The sequence below is a fragment of the Aquimarina sp. Aq78 genome (assembly GCF_900299525.1).
GTDB lineage: Bacteria > Bacteroidota > Bacteroidia > Flavobacteriales > Flavobacteriaceae > Aquimarina.
In genome coordinates this window covers 119,464-136,056 of sequence record NZ_OMKA01000024.1, presented here as the reverse complement: position 1 = coordinate 136,056, position 16,593 = coordinate 119,464, and the positions used below count along the sequence as shown (strand labels likewise).

The 16,593-nt window shown below is 36.0% G+C and carries 25 protein-coding genes; 1 reads left to right on the top strand and 24 read right to left on the bottom strand.

Going from position 1 to position 16,593, the window contains the following annotated elements; genetic code table 11:
• Window positions 1–10: 10 nt before the first annotated feature.
• The 24 genes from rplO to rpsL all read right to left on the bottom strand — a co-directional run bounded on the left by rplO (window position 11) and on the right by rpsL (window position 12,357).
• A complete protein-coding gene (rplO, locus tag DG435_RS15195) occupies window positions 11–463 on the bottom strand; it encodes a 50S ribosomal protein L15 (protein WP_024770861.1) in 453 nt (150 codons plus the stop codon).
• A gap of 9 nt (window positions 464–472) precedes the next feature.
• Window positions 473–652 carry a 50S ribosomal protein L30 gene (gene rpmD, locus DG435_RS15190; RefSeq protein WP_024770862.1) on the bottom strand — a complete coding sequence of 60 codons (180 nt, stop codon included), beginning with the start codon at window positions 650–652 and terminating at the stop codon, window positions 473–475.
• Between the two features lie 11 nt (window positions 653–663).
• On the bottom strand, window positions 664–1,188 hold the full coding sequence (gene rpsE / locus DG435_RS15185; RefSeq protein ID WP_024770863.1) for a 30S ribosomal protein S5: 525 nt from the start codon (window positions 1,186–1,188) through the stop codon (window positions 664–666).
• Window positions 1,189–1,194: 6 nt separating this feature from the next.
• Window positions 1,195–1,551, bottom strand: coding sequence for a 50S ribosomal protein L18 (gene rplR, locus DG435_RS15180; protein ID WP_024770864.1), 357 nt, complete (start codon window positions 1,549–1,551; stop codon window positions 1,195–1,197).
• 11 nt (window positions 1,552–1,562) lie between these two features.
• On the bottom strand, window positions 1,563–2,105 hold the full coding sequence (gene rplF, locus DG435_RS15175; protein ID WP_106793101.1) for a 50S ribosomal protein L6: 543 nt from the start codon (window positions 2,103–2,105) through the stop codon (window positions 1,563–1,565).
• Window positions 2,106–2,125: 20 nt separating this feature from the next.
• A complete protein-coding gene (rpsH, locus tag DG435_RS15170; RefSeq protein ID WP_106793102.1) occupies window positions 2,126–2,524 on the bottom strand; it encodes a 30S ribosomal protein S8 in 399 nt (132 codons plus the stop codon).
• 70 nt (window positions 2,525–2,594) lie between these two features.
• A complete protein-coding gene (gene rpsN / locus DG435_RS15165) occupies window positions 2,595–2,864 on the bottom strand; it encodes a 30S ribosomal protein S14 (protein ID WP_024770867.1) in 270 nt (89 codons plus the stop codon).
• Window positions 2,865–2,866: 2 nt separating this feature from the next.
• Window positions 2,867–3,418: a 50S ribosomal protein L5 gene (gene rplE, locus DG435_RS15160; RefSeq protein WP_101450180.1), complete on the bottom strand. Its 552-nt coding sequence runs from the start codon at window positions 3,416–3,418 to the stop codon at window positions 2,867–2,869.
• 2 nt (window positions 3,419–3,420) lie between these two features.
• A complete protein-coding gene (gene rplX, locus DG435_RS15155) occupies window positions 3,421–3,732 on the bottom strand; it encodes a 50S ribosomal protein L24 (protein ID WP_024770869.1) in 312 nt (103 codons plus the stop codon).
• Window positions 3,733–3,745: 13 nt separating this feature from the next.
• On the bottom strand, window positions 3,746–4,114 hold the full coding sequence (gene rplN, locus DG435_RS15150) for a 50S ribosomal protein L14 (protein WP_024770870.1): 369 nt from the start codon (window positions 4,112–4,114) through the stop codon (window positions 3,746–3,748).
• Between the two features lie 2 nt (window positions 4,115–4,116).
• Window positions 4,117–4,374 carry a 30S ribosomal protein S17 gene (gene rpsQ / locus DG435_RS15145; RefSeq protein WP_024770871.1) on the bottom strand — a complete coding sequence of 86 codons (258 nt, stop codon included), beginning with the start codon at window positions 4,372–4,374 and terminating at the stop codon, window positions 4,117–4,119.
• Between the two features lie 12 nt (window positions 4,375–4,386).
• The gene (gene rpmC / locus DG435_RS15140) at window positions 4,387–4,581 is read right to left on the bottom strand and encodes a 50S ribosomal protein L29 (protein WP_024770872.1); all 195 of its coding nucleotides are present in this window, start codon (window positions 4,579–4,581) and stop codon (window positions 4,387–4,389) included.
• Between the two features lie 12 nt (window positions 4,582–4,593).
• Window positions 4,594–5,013, bottom strand: a complete 420-nt coding sequence (gene rplP / locus DG435_RS15135) for a 50S ribosomal protein L16 (RefSeq protein ID WP_024770873.1) — start codon at window positions 5,011–5,013, stop codon at window positions 4,594–4,596.
• 20 nt (window positions 5,014–5,033) lie between these two features.
• Window positions 5,034–5,762 (bottom strand): 30S ribosomal protein S3, encoded by a 729-nt coding sequence (gene rpsC, locus DG435_RS15130; RefSeq protein WP_024770874.1) that lies wholly within the window; start codon window positions 5,760–5,762, stop codon window positions 5,034–5,036.
• A gap of 8 nt (window positions 5,763–5,770) precedes the next feature.
• Entirely contained in the window at window positions 5,771–6,178 is a 408-nt protein-coding gene (gene rplV / locus DG435_RS15125) for a 50S ribosomal protein L22 (protein ID WP_024770875.1), read from the bottom strand.
• 8 nt (window positions 6,179–6,186) lie between these two features.
• A complete protein-coding gene (gene rpsS / locus DG435_RS15120) occupies window positions 6,187–6,465 on the bottom strand; it encodes a 30S ribosomal protein S19 (protein WP_024770876.1) in 279 nt (92 codons plus the stop codon).
• A gap of 7 nt (window positions 6,466–6,472) precedes the next feature.
• Complete coding sequence (rplB, locus tag DG435_RS15115) at window positions 6,473–7,297, bottom strand: 50S ribosomal protein L2 (protein ID WP_024770877.1); 825 nt, start codon at window positions 7,295–7,297, stop codon at window positions 6,473–6,475.
• Between the two features lie 9 nt (window positions 7,298–7,306).
• The gene (rplW, locus tag DG435_RS15110) at window positions 7,307–7,597 is read right to left on the bottom strand and encodes a 50S ribosomal protein L23 (RefSeq protein WP_024770878.1); all 291 of its coding nucleotides are present in this window, start codon (window positions 7,595–7,597) and stop codon (window positions 7,307–7,309) included.
• A gap of 5 nt (window positions 7,598–7,602) precedes the next feature.
• Window positions 7,603–8,232: a 50S ribosomal protein L4 gene (gene rplD / locus DG435_RS15105; RefSeq protein WP_024770879.1), complete on the bottom strand. Its 630-nt coding sequence runs from the start codon at window positions 8,230–8,232 to the stop codon at window positions 7,603–7,605.
• The gene (rplC, locus tag DG435_RS15100) at window positions 8,232–8,849 is read right to left on the bottom strand and encodes a 50S ribosomal protein L3 (RefSeq protein ID WP_024770880.1); all 618 of its coding nucleotides are present in this window, start codon (window positions 8,847–8,849) and stop codon (window positions 8,232–8,234) included. The genes rplD and rplC overlap by 1 nt, the downstream gene beginning before the upstream one ends.
• Before the next feature lie 179 nt (window positions 8,850–9,028).
• Window positions 9,029–9,334: a 30S ribosomal protein S10 gene (gene rpsJ / locus DG435_RS15095; RefSeq protein WP_010181931.1), complete on the bottom strand. Its 306-nt coding sequence runs from the start codon at window positions 9,332–9,334 to the stop codon at window positions 9,029–9,031.
• Between the two features lie 11 nt (window positions 9,335–9,345).
• Window positions 9,346–11,472, bottom strand: a complete 2,127-nt coding sequence (fusA, locus tag DG435_RS15090; RefSeq protein WP_106793103.1) for an elongation factor G — start codon at window positions 11,470–11,472, stop codon at window positions 9,346–9,348.
• 10 nt (window positions 11,473–11,482) lie between these two features.
• Window positions 11,483–11,959: a 30S ribosomal protein S7 gene (gene rpsG / locus DG435_RS15085; protein WP_024770882.1), complete on the bottom strand. Its 477-nt coding sequence runs from the start codon at window positions 11,957–11,959 to the stop codon at window positions 11,483–11,485.
• A 23-nt stretch (window positions 11,960–11,982) separates the two neighbouring features.
• Window positions 11,983–12,357 carry a 30S ribosomal protein S12 gene (gene rpsL / locus DG435_RS15080; RefSeq protein ID WP_024770883.1) on the bottom strand — a complete coding sequence of 125 codons (375 nt, stop codon included), beginning with the start codon at window positions 12,355–12,357 and terminating at the stop codon, window positions 11,983–11,985.
• A 1,049-nt stretch (window positions 12,358–13,406) separates the two neighbouring features.
• Between rpsL and DG435_RS15075 the strand changes: the two genes are divergently transcribed.
• Window positions 13,407–16,586 carry a SusC/RagA family TonB-linked outer membrane protein gene (locus DG435_RS15075; RefSeq protein WP_106793104.1) on the top strand — a complete coding sequence of 1,060 codons (3,180 nt, stop codon included), beginning with the start codon at window positions 13,407–13,409 and terminating at the stop codon, window positions 16,584–16,586.
• The last annotated feature ends 7 nt before the right edge of the window (window positions 16,587–16,593 follow it).

Here is a 16,593-nt window from a genome sequence, read left to right as displayed (position 1 = left end):
GAATTGTCTATTATAAGGTTACTGCTTCACCACCTGCTGCTTCTATAGCAGCTTTTGCAGTGGCTGTAAATTTGTGAGCTGAAACTTTTAATTTTGCTTTCAGTTCACCTCTTCCCAATATTTTAACCAAATCATTTTTCCCCGCCAAGCCTGTAGTTAAAATAACATCTAAATCAACAGTATCTTTAATTTTACCATCATCTACTAATTTCTGTAGTGTGTCTAAATTAATCCCTTGATACTCTTTCCTATTAATGTTTTTAAAACCAAATTTTGGCACACGTCTTTGAAGTGGCATTTGCCCACCTTCAAAACCTATCTTTTTAGAATATCCAGAACGTGATTTTGCTCCTTTATGTCCACGAGTAGCAGTTCCTCCCTTTCCAGAACCTTGTCCACGACCTACTCGTTTGCTATTGTTTTTTACCGAACCTGCAGCAGGTTTTAAGTTACTTAAATCCATGTGCTTTTATTATTTTGTTTCTATCGAAACTAAATGTTTAACTTTATTTACCATCCCAAGGATATTAGGAGTATCTTCATGCTCCACAACCTGGCCGATCTTTTTAAGACCTAGAGCCTCTAGGGTTCTCTTCTGTCTTTGAGTACGGTTAATCGCACTTTTTACTTTAGTAATTTTAATCTTTGCCATCGTTCCTGAATTTATCCTTTAAACACTTTCTCTAGTGAAACTCCACGTTGAGTTGCTACTTGTTGCGCACTACGCAATTGTAACAAAGCATCAAACGTTGCTTTCACCACATTGTGAGGGTTAGACGATCCTTGGTTTTTAGAAAGTACATCATGCACTCCTACAGATTCTAATACTGCACGGATTGCTCCACCAGCAATTACCCCGGTACCTGTAGCAGCAGGTAAGAGTAAAACTCTTGCACCACCGTACTTACCTTTTTGTTCATGAGGTAATGTACCTTTATGTAATGGAATACGAACCAAATTCTTTTTTGCATCTTCTACTGCCTTAGAGATAGCTTCTGCTACTTCTTTAGACTTACCTAAACCGTGACCTACAACACCGTTTTCGTCACCTACAACAACTATAGCCGAGAAACCAAATGCTCTACCACCTTTAGTTACTTTAGTTACACGTTGTACACCAACTAAACGATCTTTAAGTTCAAGCCCGCTTGGTTTTACTAATTCTGCGTTTTTATATTTTTGATACATATTTTCTTAGAATTTAAGTCCTGCTTCTCTAGCACCGTCTGCTAATGATTTTACTCTACCGTGATACAAATACCCTCCTCTATCAAAGGATACTGTTTCTACACCAGCTTTCTTAGCTTTTTCAGCAAGCGCTTTACCTACTAAGTTTGCTTTTTCTATCTTACTTCCTGTTGCTGAAGCAATGTCTTTATCTCTTGAAGAAGCTGCACTGATTGTTTTACCAGTTACATCATCTATGACTTGAGCATAGATTTCTTTATTACTTCTAAAAACAGATAATCTAGGACGTTGTTCTGTACCGCTTACATTACCGCGGATACGCTTTCTTATCTTTAATCTTCTTAAATCTTTTGAGAATGCCATAACGTTAGTTATTATGCAGATTTACCTGCTTTTCTTCTTAATTGTTCTCCTACGAATTTGATACCTTTCCCTTTATAAGGCTCTGGTTTACGGAAGCCTCTAATTTTAGCTGCTACCTGACCCACCAATTGCTTATCATGAGAGGTTAATTTTACTATAGGGTTTTTACCTTTTTCTGAAATAGTTTCGACCTTAACTTCTGGTGCTACATCTAAAACTATATTATGAGAGAATCCCAAAGCCAAGTCTAATTTTTGACCTTGATTAGAAGCTCTATAACCAACTCCTACCAATTCTAACTCTTTAGTAAATCCTTCAGAAACACCATTAACCATATTATTAATCAAAGCTCTATATAAACCGTGCTTCGCTTTATGATCTTTGGCTTCACTAGGTCTTTCAAAAACAACCTGGCCTTCTTCGACTTTCACTTCGATACTATCGATTTCTTGAGAAAGCTCTCCTAATTTTCCTTTAACAGTAACAACATTACCTGTCACTTCAACAGTGACACCAGACGGAATAGTTACTGGATTTTTTCCTATTCTTGACATTTCTTTTGTCTTTTATACTGTTAATATACGTAACAAAGTACTTCACCACCTACATTCTCATGCTTCGCACGTTTACCGGTCATTACACCATGAGAAGTAGAGACTATCGCAACACCTAATCCGTTAAGAATTCTTGGGATATCATTAGACCCTGCATACTTACGTAATCCTGGCTTACTGATTCTCTGTAATTCTTTAATAACTGGTTCTTTAGTTAACTTATCGTATTTAAGTGCAATTTTGATAGTACCTTGTGTTGTATTATCTTCAAATTTATAACTTAAAATATATCCTTGATCGAATAATATCTTAGTGATCTCTTTTTTAACCTTCGATGCAGGAATCTCAACTACTCTGTGTTGAGCACTATTTGCATTACGAATTCTGGTTAAATAATCTGCTATAGGATCTGTATTCATTGTTTATAATTTATGGTTTTGGTTTTCAATTTTTTTAATTGAACCTTAAACCAATTAATTTACTTTATTATTACCAACTAGCTTTTGTTACTCCCGGAATTAATCCTTTGTTCGCCATCTCTCTGAATGTTACACGAGAAATCCCAAATTGACGCATATATCCTTTTGGTCTTCCTGTTAACTTGCATCGATTATGCTTACGAACTGGCGAAGCATTTTTAGGCAATTTCTGTAATGCATCATAATCTCCAGCTTCTTTTAAAGCCTTACGTTTCTCTGCATATTTTTCTACAGTCTTAGCTCTCTTCACCTCGCGGGCTTTCATTGATTCTTTAGCCATAATTAATTCTTTTTAAAAGGTAATCCTAGTTCGGTTAACAATGATTTTGCTTCTTTATCGGTTTTTGCCGAAGTTTCGAAGGTAACGTTCATTCCAGAAATCTTATTTACCTTATCGATATCGATTTCAGGGAAAATAATTTGTTCCAGAACTCCTAATGAGTAATTACCTCTACCGTCAAAACCTGTAGCTTTAATTCCGTTAAAATCTCTAACACGTGGCAAAGCTGAAGTAATTAGACGATCTAAAAATTCATACATTCTTTCTCCTCTTAACGTAACTTTTGCTCCAATCGGCATTCCTTTACGTAATTTGAAAGAGGCAACATCTTTTTTAGAAATCGTCGCTATAGCTTTCTGACCTGTTATATTTGTTAATTCGTCTACTGCATAGTCGATTAACTTCTTATCAGCTACTGCTGCTCCAACACCTCTACTTAAAACTATTTTTTTAAGCTTTGGTACCTGCATTACATTATCATAGCTGAATTCTTCTGTAAGAGCTGACACTACTCTGTCTTTATACTCTTGTTTTAATCTTGGGATATAAGCCATAATTATATTACTTCATTAGATTTTTTAGAAAATCTCACTTTCTTATCTCCTTCTACTCTATATCCAACTCTTGTAGTTTCACCTTTAGCGGTTAACAATGATAAGTTAGAAATATGAATAGCTGCTTCTTGTTTTACAATACCACCTTGTGGGTTTGTAGCACTAGGCTTCTGGTGTTTTGACACTAAGTTCACACCTTCTACGATTGCCTTGTTTTTATCTTTCAATACTTTTTGTACTGTTCCCTCTTGACCTTTATTGTCTCCAGCGATAACTCGTACTGTATCTCCTGATTTTATTTTTAGCTTTGTCATCTTTACAAATGTTTTAAAGCACTTCTGGCGCTAGTGAAACAATCTTCATGAATTGCTTATCACGAAGCTCTCTTGCAACAGGACCAAATACACGTGTTCCTCTCATTTCTCCTGTAGGAGTCAACAGAACACACGCATTATCATCAAAACGGATATAAGAACCGTCTGGTCTGCGCACTTCTTTTTTGGTACGAACTACAACTGCAGTTGAAACTGCTCCTTTTTTAATGTTTCCATTTGGAGTTGCTTCTTTTACACTGACAACGATTTTGTCTCCTACAGAGGCGTATCTTCTTTTTGTACCGCCTAAAACACGAATGACTAAAACTTCTTTTCCACCTGTGTTATCGGCTACTTTTAATCTAGACTCTTGTTGTACCATAATTACTTCGCTCTTTCAATTACTTCTACTAATCTCCAGCATTTGGTTTTACTCATAGGTCTTGTTTCCATGATCTTTACAGTATCACCAATATTGCAGTCGTTTTTCTCGTCGTGTGCAACGTATTTTTTCGTTTTTAACACGAACTTTCCGTACATAGGGTGTTTTACTTTTTTAACTTCAGCAACCACAATGGATTTCTGCATTTTGTTACTAGTAACAACTCCTATACGCTCTTTTCTTAAATTTCTTTTTTCCATCTTTCAGCAGAATTAACCGTTTAATTCTCTTTTTGTTAGCTCTGTAGCCATTCTTGCAATAGATCTTCTTACTTTACGTAATTGTAAAGGGTTTTCTAACGGAGACATAGCGTGAGCCATTCTTAAATCTGAATACGCTTTTTGAGTTTTACCAAGTTCCTCTTGTAATTCAGCTGTAGATAATTCTTTTACTTCTGATTGTTTCATAATCCTCAAATATTAAGCTTGATAATCTCTAGCTACGATAAACTTAGTTTTTACAGGAAGTTTTTGAGCTGCCAGACGTAAAGCTTCTTTAGCTACGTCATAAGGCACTCCACTTATTTCAAATAATATTCTTCCTGGTCTTACTACTGCTGCCCAATACTCAACAGCACCTTTTCCTTTACCCATACGTACTTCGAGAGGTTTCTTTGTTATCGGCTTGTCTGGGAAAATTTTAATCCACAGAGAACCTTCTCTCTTCATATAACGAGTAGCAGAAATACGAGCTGCCTCTATTTGTCTAGCAGTAACAAAACTTGAATCTAATGATTTGATTCCGAAAGTACCGTTAGAAAGTGTGTGTCCTCTTTGAGAAAGACCTTTCATACGTCCTTTTTGTTGCTTACGGAATTTTGTTCTTTTAGGCTGTAACATTGTTAATTTACTTTAAAAAATTACTTTCTACGACGTGATTTGTTATTACCTCCACCACTTCGTCCACCTCTGTCACCTTTTCCTTGTTTTTTGGATAAACCAACCAAAGGAGAAAGCTCTCTTTTACCATATACTTCACCTTTCATGATCCATACTTTAACACCCAATCTACCATAAGTAGTGTGAGATTCTACTAAAGCATAATCAATATCGGCTCTAAATGTTGATAAAGGAATACGACCATCTTTATAAGACTCTGTACGTGCCATTTCTGCACCATTCAAACGTCCTGAAATCTGGATTTTGATACCTTCTGCATTCATTCTCATTGCTGCCGCGATAGCCATTTTAATAGCACGACGATATGAGATACGGCTTTCGATTTGTCTTGCAACACTCGATCCTACCAAAAATGCATCAAGTTCTGGTCTTTTGATTTCAAAAATATTGATCTGAACTTCCTTTTCAGTAATTTTCTTAAGCTCTTCTTTCAACTTGTCTACCTCTTGACCACCTTTTCCGATAATGATACCAGGTCTGGCAGTAGTGATAGTAACGGTTACAAGTTTAAGCGTACGCTCAATAATTACTCTAGATACACTAGCTTTTGATAAACGTGCGTGTACATACTTTCTAATCTTATCGTCTTCGGCAAGTTTATCACCGTAGTCATTACCTCCGTACCAGTTGGATTCCCATCCTCTGATAATACCAAGGCGATTTCCGATTGGATTTGTCTTCTGTCCCATAGTTTATATTAGCTTTGTGTATTATTGTTTGCTGCAACCACTATTGTTACGTGGTTAGAGCGTTTTCTTATTCTGTGTGCGCGACCCTGTGGAGCAGGACGAAGTCTTTTTAACATACTTCCTCCATCTACACGAATCTCTTTTACAAAAAGATCTGCATCTTCGATGCTAGCGTCTTCATTTTTCGCCTGCCAGTTTGCTATTGCTGAAAGCAATAACTTCTCTAAACGACGTGATGCTTCTTTAGGGTTAAATCTAAGAATATGAAGCGCCTTTTCAACTTTTACACCACGAACCAAATCTGCGACTAAACGCATCTTACGAGGTGACGTAGGGCAGTTATTAAGTTTAGCAAAAGCAATTTGCTTTTTCTCTTCCTTAATTCTTTCTGCCATTTCTCTTTTACGAACTCCCATGACTTAAATTATTTTTTACCTTTATTTTTAGCACCAGCGTGTCCTCTAAAGGAACGTGTTGGCGAAAATTCTCCTAATTTATGACCTACCATATTCTCGGTAATGTATACCGGTACAAACTGGCGACCATTATGAACTGCAATTGTTTGCCCTACAAAGTCAGGAGTAATCATAGATGCTCTAGACCAAGTCTTAATAACAGACTTCTTATTAGCTTCTACATTTGCAGCTACTTTTTTCTCTAACTTATAGTGAACGTAAGGTCCTTTTTTTAATGAACGTGCCATATCTTAATTATTTCTTTCTACGTTCTACAATATACTTATTACTCGCTTTCGTCTTAGAACGGGTTCTGAATCCTTTTGCAGGAAGACCTTTTCTAGAACGTGGGTGACCTCCAGAAGAACGCCCTTCACCACCACCCATTGGGTGATCAACAGGGTTCATCGCTACTGGTCTTGTACGAGGACGACGACCTAACCATCTTGTTCTACCTGCTTTACCTCCTACGATCAATTGATGATCACTATTAGATATAGCACCAATGGTAGCCATACAGTTAACTAATATCATTCTCACTTCACCAGAAGGCAATTTTACCGTAGCAAACTTACCATCTCTAGCCATAAGCTGAGCGAATGATCCAGCACTACGAGCCATAACAGCACCTTGACCTGGACGTAACTCTATACAAGAAATGATTGTACCTAGTGGAATATCACTAAGCGGCATAGCATTACCGATTTCTGGAGCAATATCACTACCAGAAACGATATTCTGACCTACCTGTAAACCATTTTGAGCGATAACATAGCGCTTTTCACCATCTTGGTAATTTAGCAACGCTATAAATGCAGTTCTGTTTGGATCGTATTCTATTGTAGCAACGGTAGCAGGAATTCCTTGCTTATCACGTTTAAAATCAATGATACGATACCTTTTTTTATGACCACCACCTTTGTAGCGCATGGTCATTTTTCCTTGGCTGTTTCTACCTCCAGATCTTTTTTTCGGAGCCAATAGGCTTTTTTCCGGCTTATCAGTAGTAATGGCGTCATATCCATTTACTACTCTAAAACGCTGACCTGGGGTAATTGGCTTTAATTTTCTTACTGACATTTTTTAGTCTTAAAGATTACTATATAAATCAATTACTTCACCTTCCGCCACCTGTACAATTGCCTTTTTATAGGCACTTGTTTTACCAGTAACCATACCCGTTTTTGTATAACGAGTATTACGGTCTGGACGGACATTTATTGTTCGAACCTTAGTAACAGATACACCATAAGCAGCTTCAACTGCTTTTTTGATCTCTACCTTATTCGCTTTCTTGTCTACTACAAAACCATAGCGATTAAACACTTCACTATCTGCAGTAGCCTTTTCTGTAATAATAGGTTTTATTAAGATACTCATGGCTTCTATTTACTTAAATTCGTTTCAATTCCTTTCAAAGAACTTTCCAAAAACACAACATTATTCGCATTAAGTATTTTGTAAGTACTTAATTCTGAAGAAGTTATGACTTCTGAACTTTTCAAATTGCGTGACGACAAATATACATTTTTATTCGACTCTGCCAACACAAACAAAGATTTTTTGTTTTCAAGCCCTAAAGACTTTAAAACTGCTGTAAAATTCTTAGTTTTTACTGTATCAAAAGTAAAATCTTCGATTACAGTTATTGCTTTGTCATTTGCCTTAATGCTTAGCGCAGATCTACGCGCTAATCTCTTCAAGTTCTTATTTAATTTAAAAGAGTAGCTACGTGGTCTTGGACCAAAAACTCTACCTCCACCTTTAAATATAGGAGACTTTATACTACCTGCTCTCGCGGTACCTGTCCCTTTTTGTTTCTTTATTTTTCTAGTACTACCTACAATCTCTGCACGCTCCTTAGCCTTATGAGTACCTTGACGTTGATTAGCCAAGTATTGCTTCACATCTAAGTATACAGCATGATCATTTGGTTCTATACCAAAAACAGCGTCTGAAAGGTCTGCCTTTCTTCCTGTTTCTTTTCCGTTTATATCAATTACCGCTACTTTCATTACTTCTGAATCGTTACATAAGCGTTTTTATGTCCAGGAACACATCCTTTAACAACAAGTATGTTCTTTTCAGGAACTACTTTTAACACTCTTAAGTTTTGAATTTTTACTTGCTCTCCACCCATTCTTCCTGCCATTTTCATTCCTTTGAAAACTCTTGCAGGATATGATGCAGCACCGATAGAACCTGGAGCTCTTAAACGGTTATGCTGACCATGAGTTGCTTGACCAACACCACCAAAATTGTGTCTCTTCACAACCCCTTGAAAACCTTTTCCTTTTGAGGTTGCTGACACATCAACAAATTCTCCTTCGGCAAAGTGCTCAACAGTTACTGTATCTCCTAATTTGTACTCCTCATCAAAACCTTTGAATTCGACAACTTTACGTTTAGCAACAGTTCCTGCTTTTTTAAAGTGACCTAAAGCCGCTTTAGTAGCATTTTTGTCTGCTTTGTCATCGAAACCTAGTTGAACAGCTTCATAACCGTCAACCTCTTCAGTTCTGACTTGGGTTACCACACATGGTCCAGCTTCGATTACTGTACATGGAATATTCTTTCCATTTTCATCGAAGATGCTGGTCATGCCGATCTTTTTTCCTATTAACCCAGACATATTTAATTATTTATTAATGATTTACTTATTCTCTATTGAAATTACTTTCAATTTATATTATTCTTTTACAAAAAAACAGGGTCAAAATACTTTCAACCCTGAATGTATTTTTTTGCCGTTTTTCCCTTGCATGCAGCTTGGGACATTTTATTGTAAGCGCACTTACTCTTAAAGCTTTATCACACTTTAATCTCCACTTCTACTCCACTTGGTAATTCCAGCTTCATCAACGCATCAATCGTTTTTGAAGAAGAGCTATAGATATCCAAAAGTCTTTTATAAGAACTTAATTGGAATTGCTCTCTGGATTTTTTGTTTACGTGTGGAGAACGAAGCACCGTAAAAATTTTCTTATGTGTTGGTAAAGGAATTGGCCCAGTTACTACAGCTCCTGTACTCTTTACCGTCTTTACGATTTTCTCAGCAGACTTATCTACTAAGTTATGATCGTAAGATTTTAGTTTTATTCTGATTTTTTGACTCATTTCTGTAATAATTAAGCGTTAACTCCTTTTGCTGCAGCAATTACTTCTTCTGAAATATTAGAAGGAGTTTCTGCATAGTGAGAAAATTCCATTGTAGACGTTGCTCTACCAGATGACAATGTTCTTAATGTTGTTACATATCCAAACATTTCAGAAAGTGGAACAGTTGCTTTTACAGTTTTTGCACCTGCACGGTCTCCCATATCACTTACTTGCCCTCTACGACGGTTAAGATCACCTACGATATCACCCATATTTTCTTCTGGAGTAATAACCTCTAATTTCATAATTGGCTCCATAATTACGGCTTTAGCAGCTTTTGCTGAATTTTTAAAACCTAATTTAGCAGCTAATTCGAAAGATAGTTGATCAGAATCCACATCATGATAAGATCCGTCAGTCAATGTTACTTTAATAGCATCCACTTCATAACCAGCTAAAGGCCCATTTACCATTGCCATTTTGAAACCTTTCTCTATAGAAGGAACAAATTCTTTTGGTACGTTTCCACCTTTTATCTTATTAATAAACTCAAGTCCAACTACACCTTCATCTGCAGGTTCAATTGTAAATACAATATCTGCAAATTTTCCTCGTCCACCAGATTGCTTCTTGTACACTTCTCTATGTTCTGCTACAGCAGTAATAGCTTCTTTGTACTCTACTTGTGGTTGACCTTGATTTACTTCAACTTTGAATTCTCGTTTTAAACGATCTACAATAACATCTAAGTGAAGTTCACCCATTCCAGATATAATAGTCTGTCCTGAAGCTTCGTCAGAACGTACTGTAAATGTTGGATCTTCTTCAGCCAGTTTCCCTAAGCCAATCCCTAATTTATCAACATCTGCTTTAGTCTTAGGCTCAACCGCAATACCAATTACAGGATCCGGAAAGTCCATAGATTCTAAAACAATAGGGTTTTTCTCATCTGTAAGCGTATCTCCTGTTTTGATAGATTTAAATCCAACAGCAGCCCCAATATCTCCAGCTTCTATATACTCAATTGCATTTTGCTTATTAGCATGCATTTGATAGATACGAGAAATACGTTCTTTTTTACCAGAACGATTGTTTAACACATAAGAACCTGCATCTAAACGACCAGAATAAGCTCTAAAGAATGCTAAACGTCCTACAAAAGGATCTGTAGCAATTTTAAAAGCTAAAGCCGCAAAAGGTTCCTTTACATCTGGTTTACGTATTTCTTCTTGATCCGTATTAGGATTTATACCTGCAATACCTTCTTTATCTGTTGGAGAAGGTAAATAACGACATACCGCATCTAATAAAAACTGAACACCTTTATTTTTAAATGCAGATCCACAGATCATAGGAATAATACTCATATCCATTACAGCAGCTCTAAGTGCAGCATGCACTTCTTCTTCTGTAATCGATTCTTCATCTTCCATAAACTTCTCAAGAAGATCTTCATCATACGCAGCAACTTCTTCAATAAGTTTACCACGAAGCATTCTCGCTTCTTCTTTAAGATCATCTGGAATATCAATAACATCAAACGTTGACCCTTGTCCTTCTTCATGCCATACAATAGCACGATTCTTTACTAAATCAACAATTCCTTTGAAATCTTCTTCGTCACCAATATTTAATACAATAGGTACTGCATTAGAACCTAGCATATCTTTAACCTGCTGACATACTTCCATAAAATTAGATCCTTGACGGTCCATTTTATTTACAAAACCGATTCTTGGTACTTTATAGTTATCGGCAAGTCTCCAGTTAGTTTCTGATTGTGGCTCTACACCATCAACAGCACTAAACAAAAACACTAACCCATCTAGTACACGTAAAGAACGATTTACCTCTACGGTAAAATCAACGTGACCCGGAGTATCAATTATATTAAAATGATACCCTTTAGTATCATCTACTGGTTTACCATTTTCTGTTGGAAAGCTCCATTCACAGGTTGTAGCAGCAGAAGTAATCGTGATACCACGTTCTTGCTCTTGCTCCATCCAGTCCATAGTAGCTGCACCATCATGCACTTCACCTATTTTATGACTCACCCCTGTATAATAAAGAATACGTTCGGTGGTTGTAGTTTTCCCTGCGTCAATATGCGCAGCAATTCCTATATTTCTAGTATATTTTAAATCTCTAGCCATTTCTTAATGATTAAAATCTAAAGTGAGAGAATGCTTTGTTTGCTTCAGCCATTTTATGAGTATCTACTCTTTTCTTAACAGCAGCTCCTTCTTCTTTTTCTGCAGCTATAATCTCTGCAGCAAGTTTCTGAGCCATAGATTTCTCATTTCTTTTACGTGAAAATTGAATCAACCACTTCATAGCAGTAGATATTTTACGATCTGGTCTGATTGGGTTAGGAATCTGAAAAGTAGCTCCTCCTACACGGCGGCTTCTCACCTCTACGTGAGGCATTACATTGGATAATGCATCTTTCCAAATTTCTAAAGACGTTTTTTCGTCATTTTGTTTTTTCTCTTCTACGATATCGATTGCATCATAGAATATTTTGAAAGCTGTCGATTTTTTCCCATCCCACATCATCATGTTCACAAAACGTGTAACTAATTGATCGTTAAAACGTGGATCTGGCAAAATCGGTCTTTTTTTAGCCTTTCTTTTTCTCATGTCTTCTTCTTAAAGTTTTTTAATTACTTCTTAGGGCGTTTAGCACCATACTTAGATCTACGTTGTGTTCTTCCTTCTACACCTGCGGTGTCTAAAGCTCCACGAACAATGTGATATCTAACTCCTGGTAAATCTTTTACCCTTCCACCTCTAACTAATACTATCGAGTGCTCCTGGAGATTGTGACCTTCACCACCGATGTACGCATTTACTTCTTTACCATTTGTTAACCTAACACGAGCTACTTTACGCATAGCTGAATTTGGTTTTTTTGGTGTAGTAGTATAAACACGTGTACAAACACCGCGGCGTTGCGGGCACGAATCCAAAGCAGCCGATTTACTCTTCTTAGTTATTTTGGCTCTACCTTTTCTTACTAATTGTGAAATTGTTGGCATAATTTGCTTTACACTATTATTAAAATTTAAAAAAATATCCCTTTTAAAGGGCTGCAAAGGTAGAATTATTTTTCAGCAAATCAAATCCTAAGGGATTAATTTTTATTCCTTTATGTATGTTCCCCAAAACAAATGAGGTAAAACAACCATACTAACTACAAAACCAACAACAAAACATCTTATTTTAACTTCAATAGAAAATAAGCATATTACATAAATAATGTATACCTATATAATGTATCATATTAGCTGTATAATTTTTCAACACTCATCTTTTCACACTGATAATATCTTTGATTACTACATTTCACTCCCTACCTAAAGAGCACAAACAACAATCATTTAGAAAACAACCTAAACCCAAAGCATATTACAATCACACTTTTTAGATTACCATTAATTAAGTGCTTGTTACTTAATGAGTAAGAATAACACTTTTATCACATCATCAAATTCTTAGTTATTTTTCATTCAAAAAAATATCCTCCAACAATAACACCTATATATAAGGTATGGATTAATCCAATTACTTATCATTACTACATTACCACATAAAAACACATTGATATAATAAAAGCATATAGAAATAAAGAACAACCTATATATAGAATTTGATGATATTTAAACACCAAAAAACAATAATCCAGACCTCTTTAAGGTAGTAAACAGCCAATACCTCACCATCTCAACACACCAAAACAACTCATTTATCATCATAATTAATAAGAAGAAATCCTTATTTAACACAAACAGGAAACCTTTGTCAGAAAGCTCTTATATTTTTAAATCATTATTCAAACAAGCTTCAAATCTGTAGAAGCACACACCAACACCACGCTACAAACAATCAAAGAAGTTGTTCATTATGTGATACTTAATAATCACAAAAACATAAAAAATCTTACAAACACCCCACACCCCTCCTACAACAACGCCTAACAATTTTGGATACATCACAGCAGCTACAATTTAAATTTTAATAACAAAAAGTTGTTTTATAAAGATATTATTATGATTTTTGGAACTGGCTAATTCAAATAAATTGTAAAATGAGAACAAAGTTTAGTGGAATTCTAACGCTATTACTAGCGTTTGTTGTGCAATTCACTTTTGCACAGGAAAAAACAGTTTCAGGAACTGTGACCGATGATAAAGGGTTACCTCTTCCTGGGGTTAATGTTGTTGTAAAAAATACAGCAAGTGGTACTCAAACTGATTTTGATGGGAACTATTCCCTTCAAGCGAATCGGGGAGGAGTACTTTCTTTCAGTTATGTCGGATTCGACACGAAAGATGTAATAATTGGGGACGGTAACTCAATTAATGTTCAACTATCTGCTTCAGCTTCAGAGCTAGAAGAGGTTATTGTAACAGCAAGAGGTATTAAGGCTAAACCAAGGTCTTTAAGTTATGCCATTGCTACAGTAGCAGATGATGAAATCGAAAACACTGGTGAGGTTAACCTAGTAAGTTCCTTAACTGCTAAAGCTCCTGGAGTTTCGGTTGTTTCGTCTTCAGGTGCCGTTGGAGCATCTGCGAACATCAGAATTCGTGGTAATACTTCTATTACAAGAAGTAACTCTCCTCTTTTTATTGTTGATGGTGTACCTATTGACAACTCAAGTGTTGGTAATGCAACAGGAGGAACTGCAAACTCTAACAGAGCTATTGATATCAACCAAAATGATATCGAAAGCATTTCAATCCTTAAAGGTATTGCTGCACAAACATTATATGGTTTAAGAGCTGCAAATGGTGTTGTAATCATTACTACCAAAAAAGGAAAAAGTGGTGCTCCTACCGTTTCTATCAGTTCAACTGTACAGGTTAGTGAGATTACTCAAACACCTGATTTACAAAAGCAGTATGCTCAAGGTAGACCTGTAGGTGGTGTTGCTACTCACAGAGGGCCTGAGACACGTGAAGGATTTAGCTGGGGTCCAGCAATTTCTAGTCTTGAGTTTGACGGAGATTCTTCTTACTCTTTTAGTAGATTTGGTAGATTAGTACCAGCAGGAACTGGAAATGGTCGTGCTGCAGAAGCATATGACAACGTTGATAACTTTTTTGTAAATGGGTTATTAACTGATTTAAATGTATCTGTAAGAGGTGGAACTGAAACTGTAAGATATTATTTATCTGCAGGAAAACTAGATCAAACTGGTGTTGCTCCTACTGAAGATTTTGGTAAAAAATCTTTTAGAGCAGATATAACAGCAGATCTTTCTGATAAGTTTGAAATCTCTGCAAGTGGTTCTTTCGTAAATTCTGGTGGACAAAGAGTACAAAGAGGTTCTAATATCTCTGGTATTATGTTAGGTTTATTAAGAACTACTCCTACTTTTGATAATGGTAACGGGTTGACAGGTAGAGATGCCGCTTCAAACTCACTTGCGTATGAATTACCAGACGGAACTCAAAGAAGTTATAGAGCTGGTGTATACGATAATCCATATTGGACCGTAGCAAAGAATCCATCATTTGATGATGTAAACAGATTTACTGGTAGACTATCTTTTGAATATAGACCAATGGATTGGTTAACATTACAAGGTAGATATGCATATGATAGATATAGCGATATAAGAAAAGCCGGAGAAGATATCAATTCTGCTAACAATCCTGGAGGTAGAGTATTTGATGATAATATTTTCAATGAAGATATTACAACAAACTTCATGGCATTATTTAATAAAGACATATCCGAAACAATTACATTTAATGCAATACTTGGATATGAAAATTATAATACTGATTACTTAAGAAGAAGTGTTCAAGGAGATGGTATGACTGTACCTGGATTCTTTGATGTATCAAATACAGCTGCTCAAATTACAACTAACAGTGTATTCAGAAAGAAATTAGACGCAGTTTTTGCTGACGCAAAATTTGGGTTCAATGATATGTTTTTCATAAACGGTTCTGTAAGAAATGACTGGTCTTCTACACTTCCTAAGGATAACAATGATTTCTTATCTTATAGTGCTGGTCTTAGTTTTGTTTTCAGTGAACTTTTTGAAAGTGAGCTAGTAAACTACGGAAAATTAAGAGCTTCTTACGGTAGAACTGGTAATGATGCTCCTATCTATGCAACTCAAACTTTTTATAACTCTGGTGTTGCAGGTGGTGATGGTTTCATAGGAAACAACAATTTCCCATTATTTGGATCTGTTGGTTTCGAAAGAACTGGAACAGCTGGTAGTACTTCTATAGCGCCTGAGGAAACTACAGAATTAGAATTTGGTGGAGAAATAAAATTCTTCAACTCAAGAATAGGATTAGACATTACTTATTATGACAAAGAAACAACAGGTCAAGTATTTGGAGTTGATACAGCTCCTTCTGCTGGATTTAATGGTCGTAATGTTAATGCTGGTAAGATAGAAAACAAGGGTATTGAAATCGGTGCAAACTTTGTACCTGTTCGTACTGATGATTTCTCATGGAATATTGATGTAAACTGGACTACTTATGATTCAGAAGTTATTGAACTTGCTCCTGGAGTTGAGTCATTTACTTTAGCTGGATTTACTTCAGTTTCTTCTAGAGTACTTCCTGGAGAATCTTATGGAGCAATCTTTGGAGATAAATGGTTAAGAAATGATGCAGGTCAAGTACTTATTGACGATAATGGTTGGGCAATAGTTGATCCAACATCTGGTGTAATTGGTGATCCAATTCCAGATTGGCAAATGGGTATTAAGAATACTGTTACTTATAAGAATCTTTCTTTAGGTTTCTTATTTGATATCAGAGAAGGTGGTGATGTATGGTGTGGTACTTGTGGTATTGTTAATTACTTTGGAGTGGGTCAAGAAACTGCTGATCAAAGAAATGTTACTGACTTCGTATTTGATGGAGTTGTACAATCTACTGGTCAAACAAACACTCAACAAGTTGCTTTAGCTGATCCTGCTAACGGTTTAGGTGGTAACAGATGGGTAAGATATGGTTTTGGTGGAGTTGGAGAAGATAGTGTTTATGATGCATCTTGGGTTCGTTTAAGAGAAGCTTCATTAACATATAACTTTGGAGAAAAGTTATTAAATGGAACACCTCTTTCTTCTGGTTCTGTTACTGTATCAGGAAGAAACCTATGGTTAAGCACCGACTATCCTGGTGTTGATCCTGAAACTAACTTAACTGGAGCTTCTAATGGTATTGGTCTAGATTATTTTAATCAGCCTAATACAAGAAGTTATGCTGTTTCACTTAAACTTAATTTCTAAAAAAAGT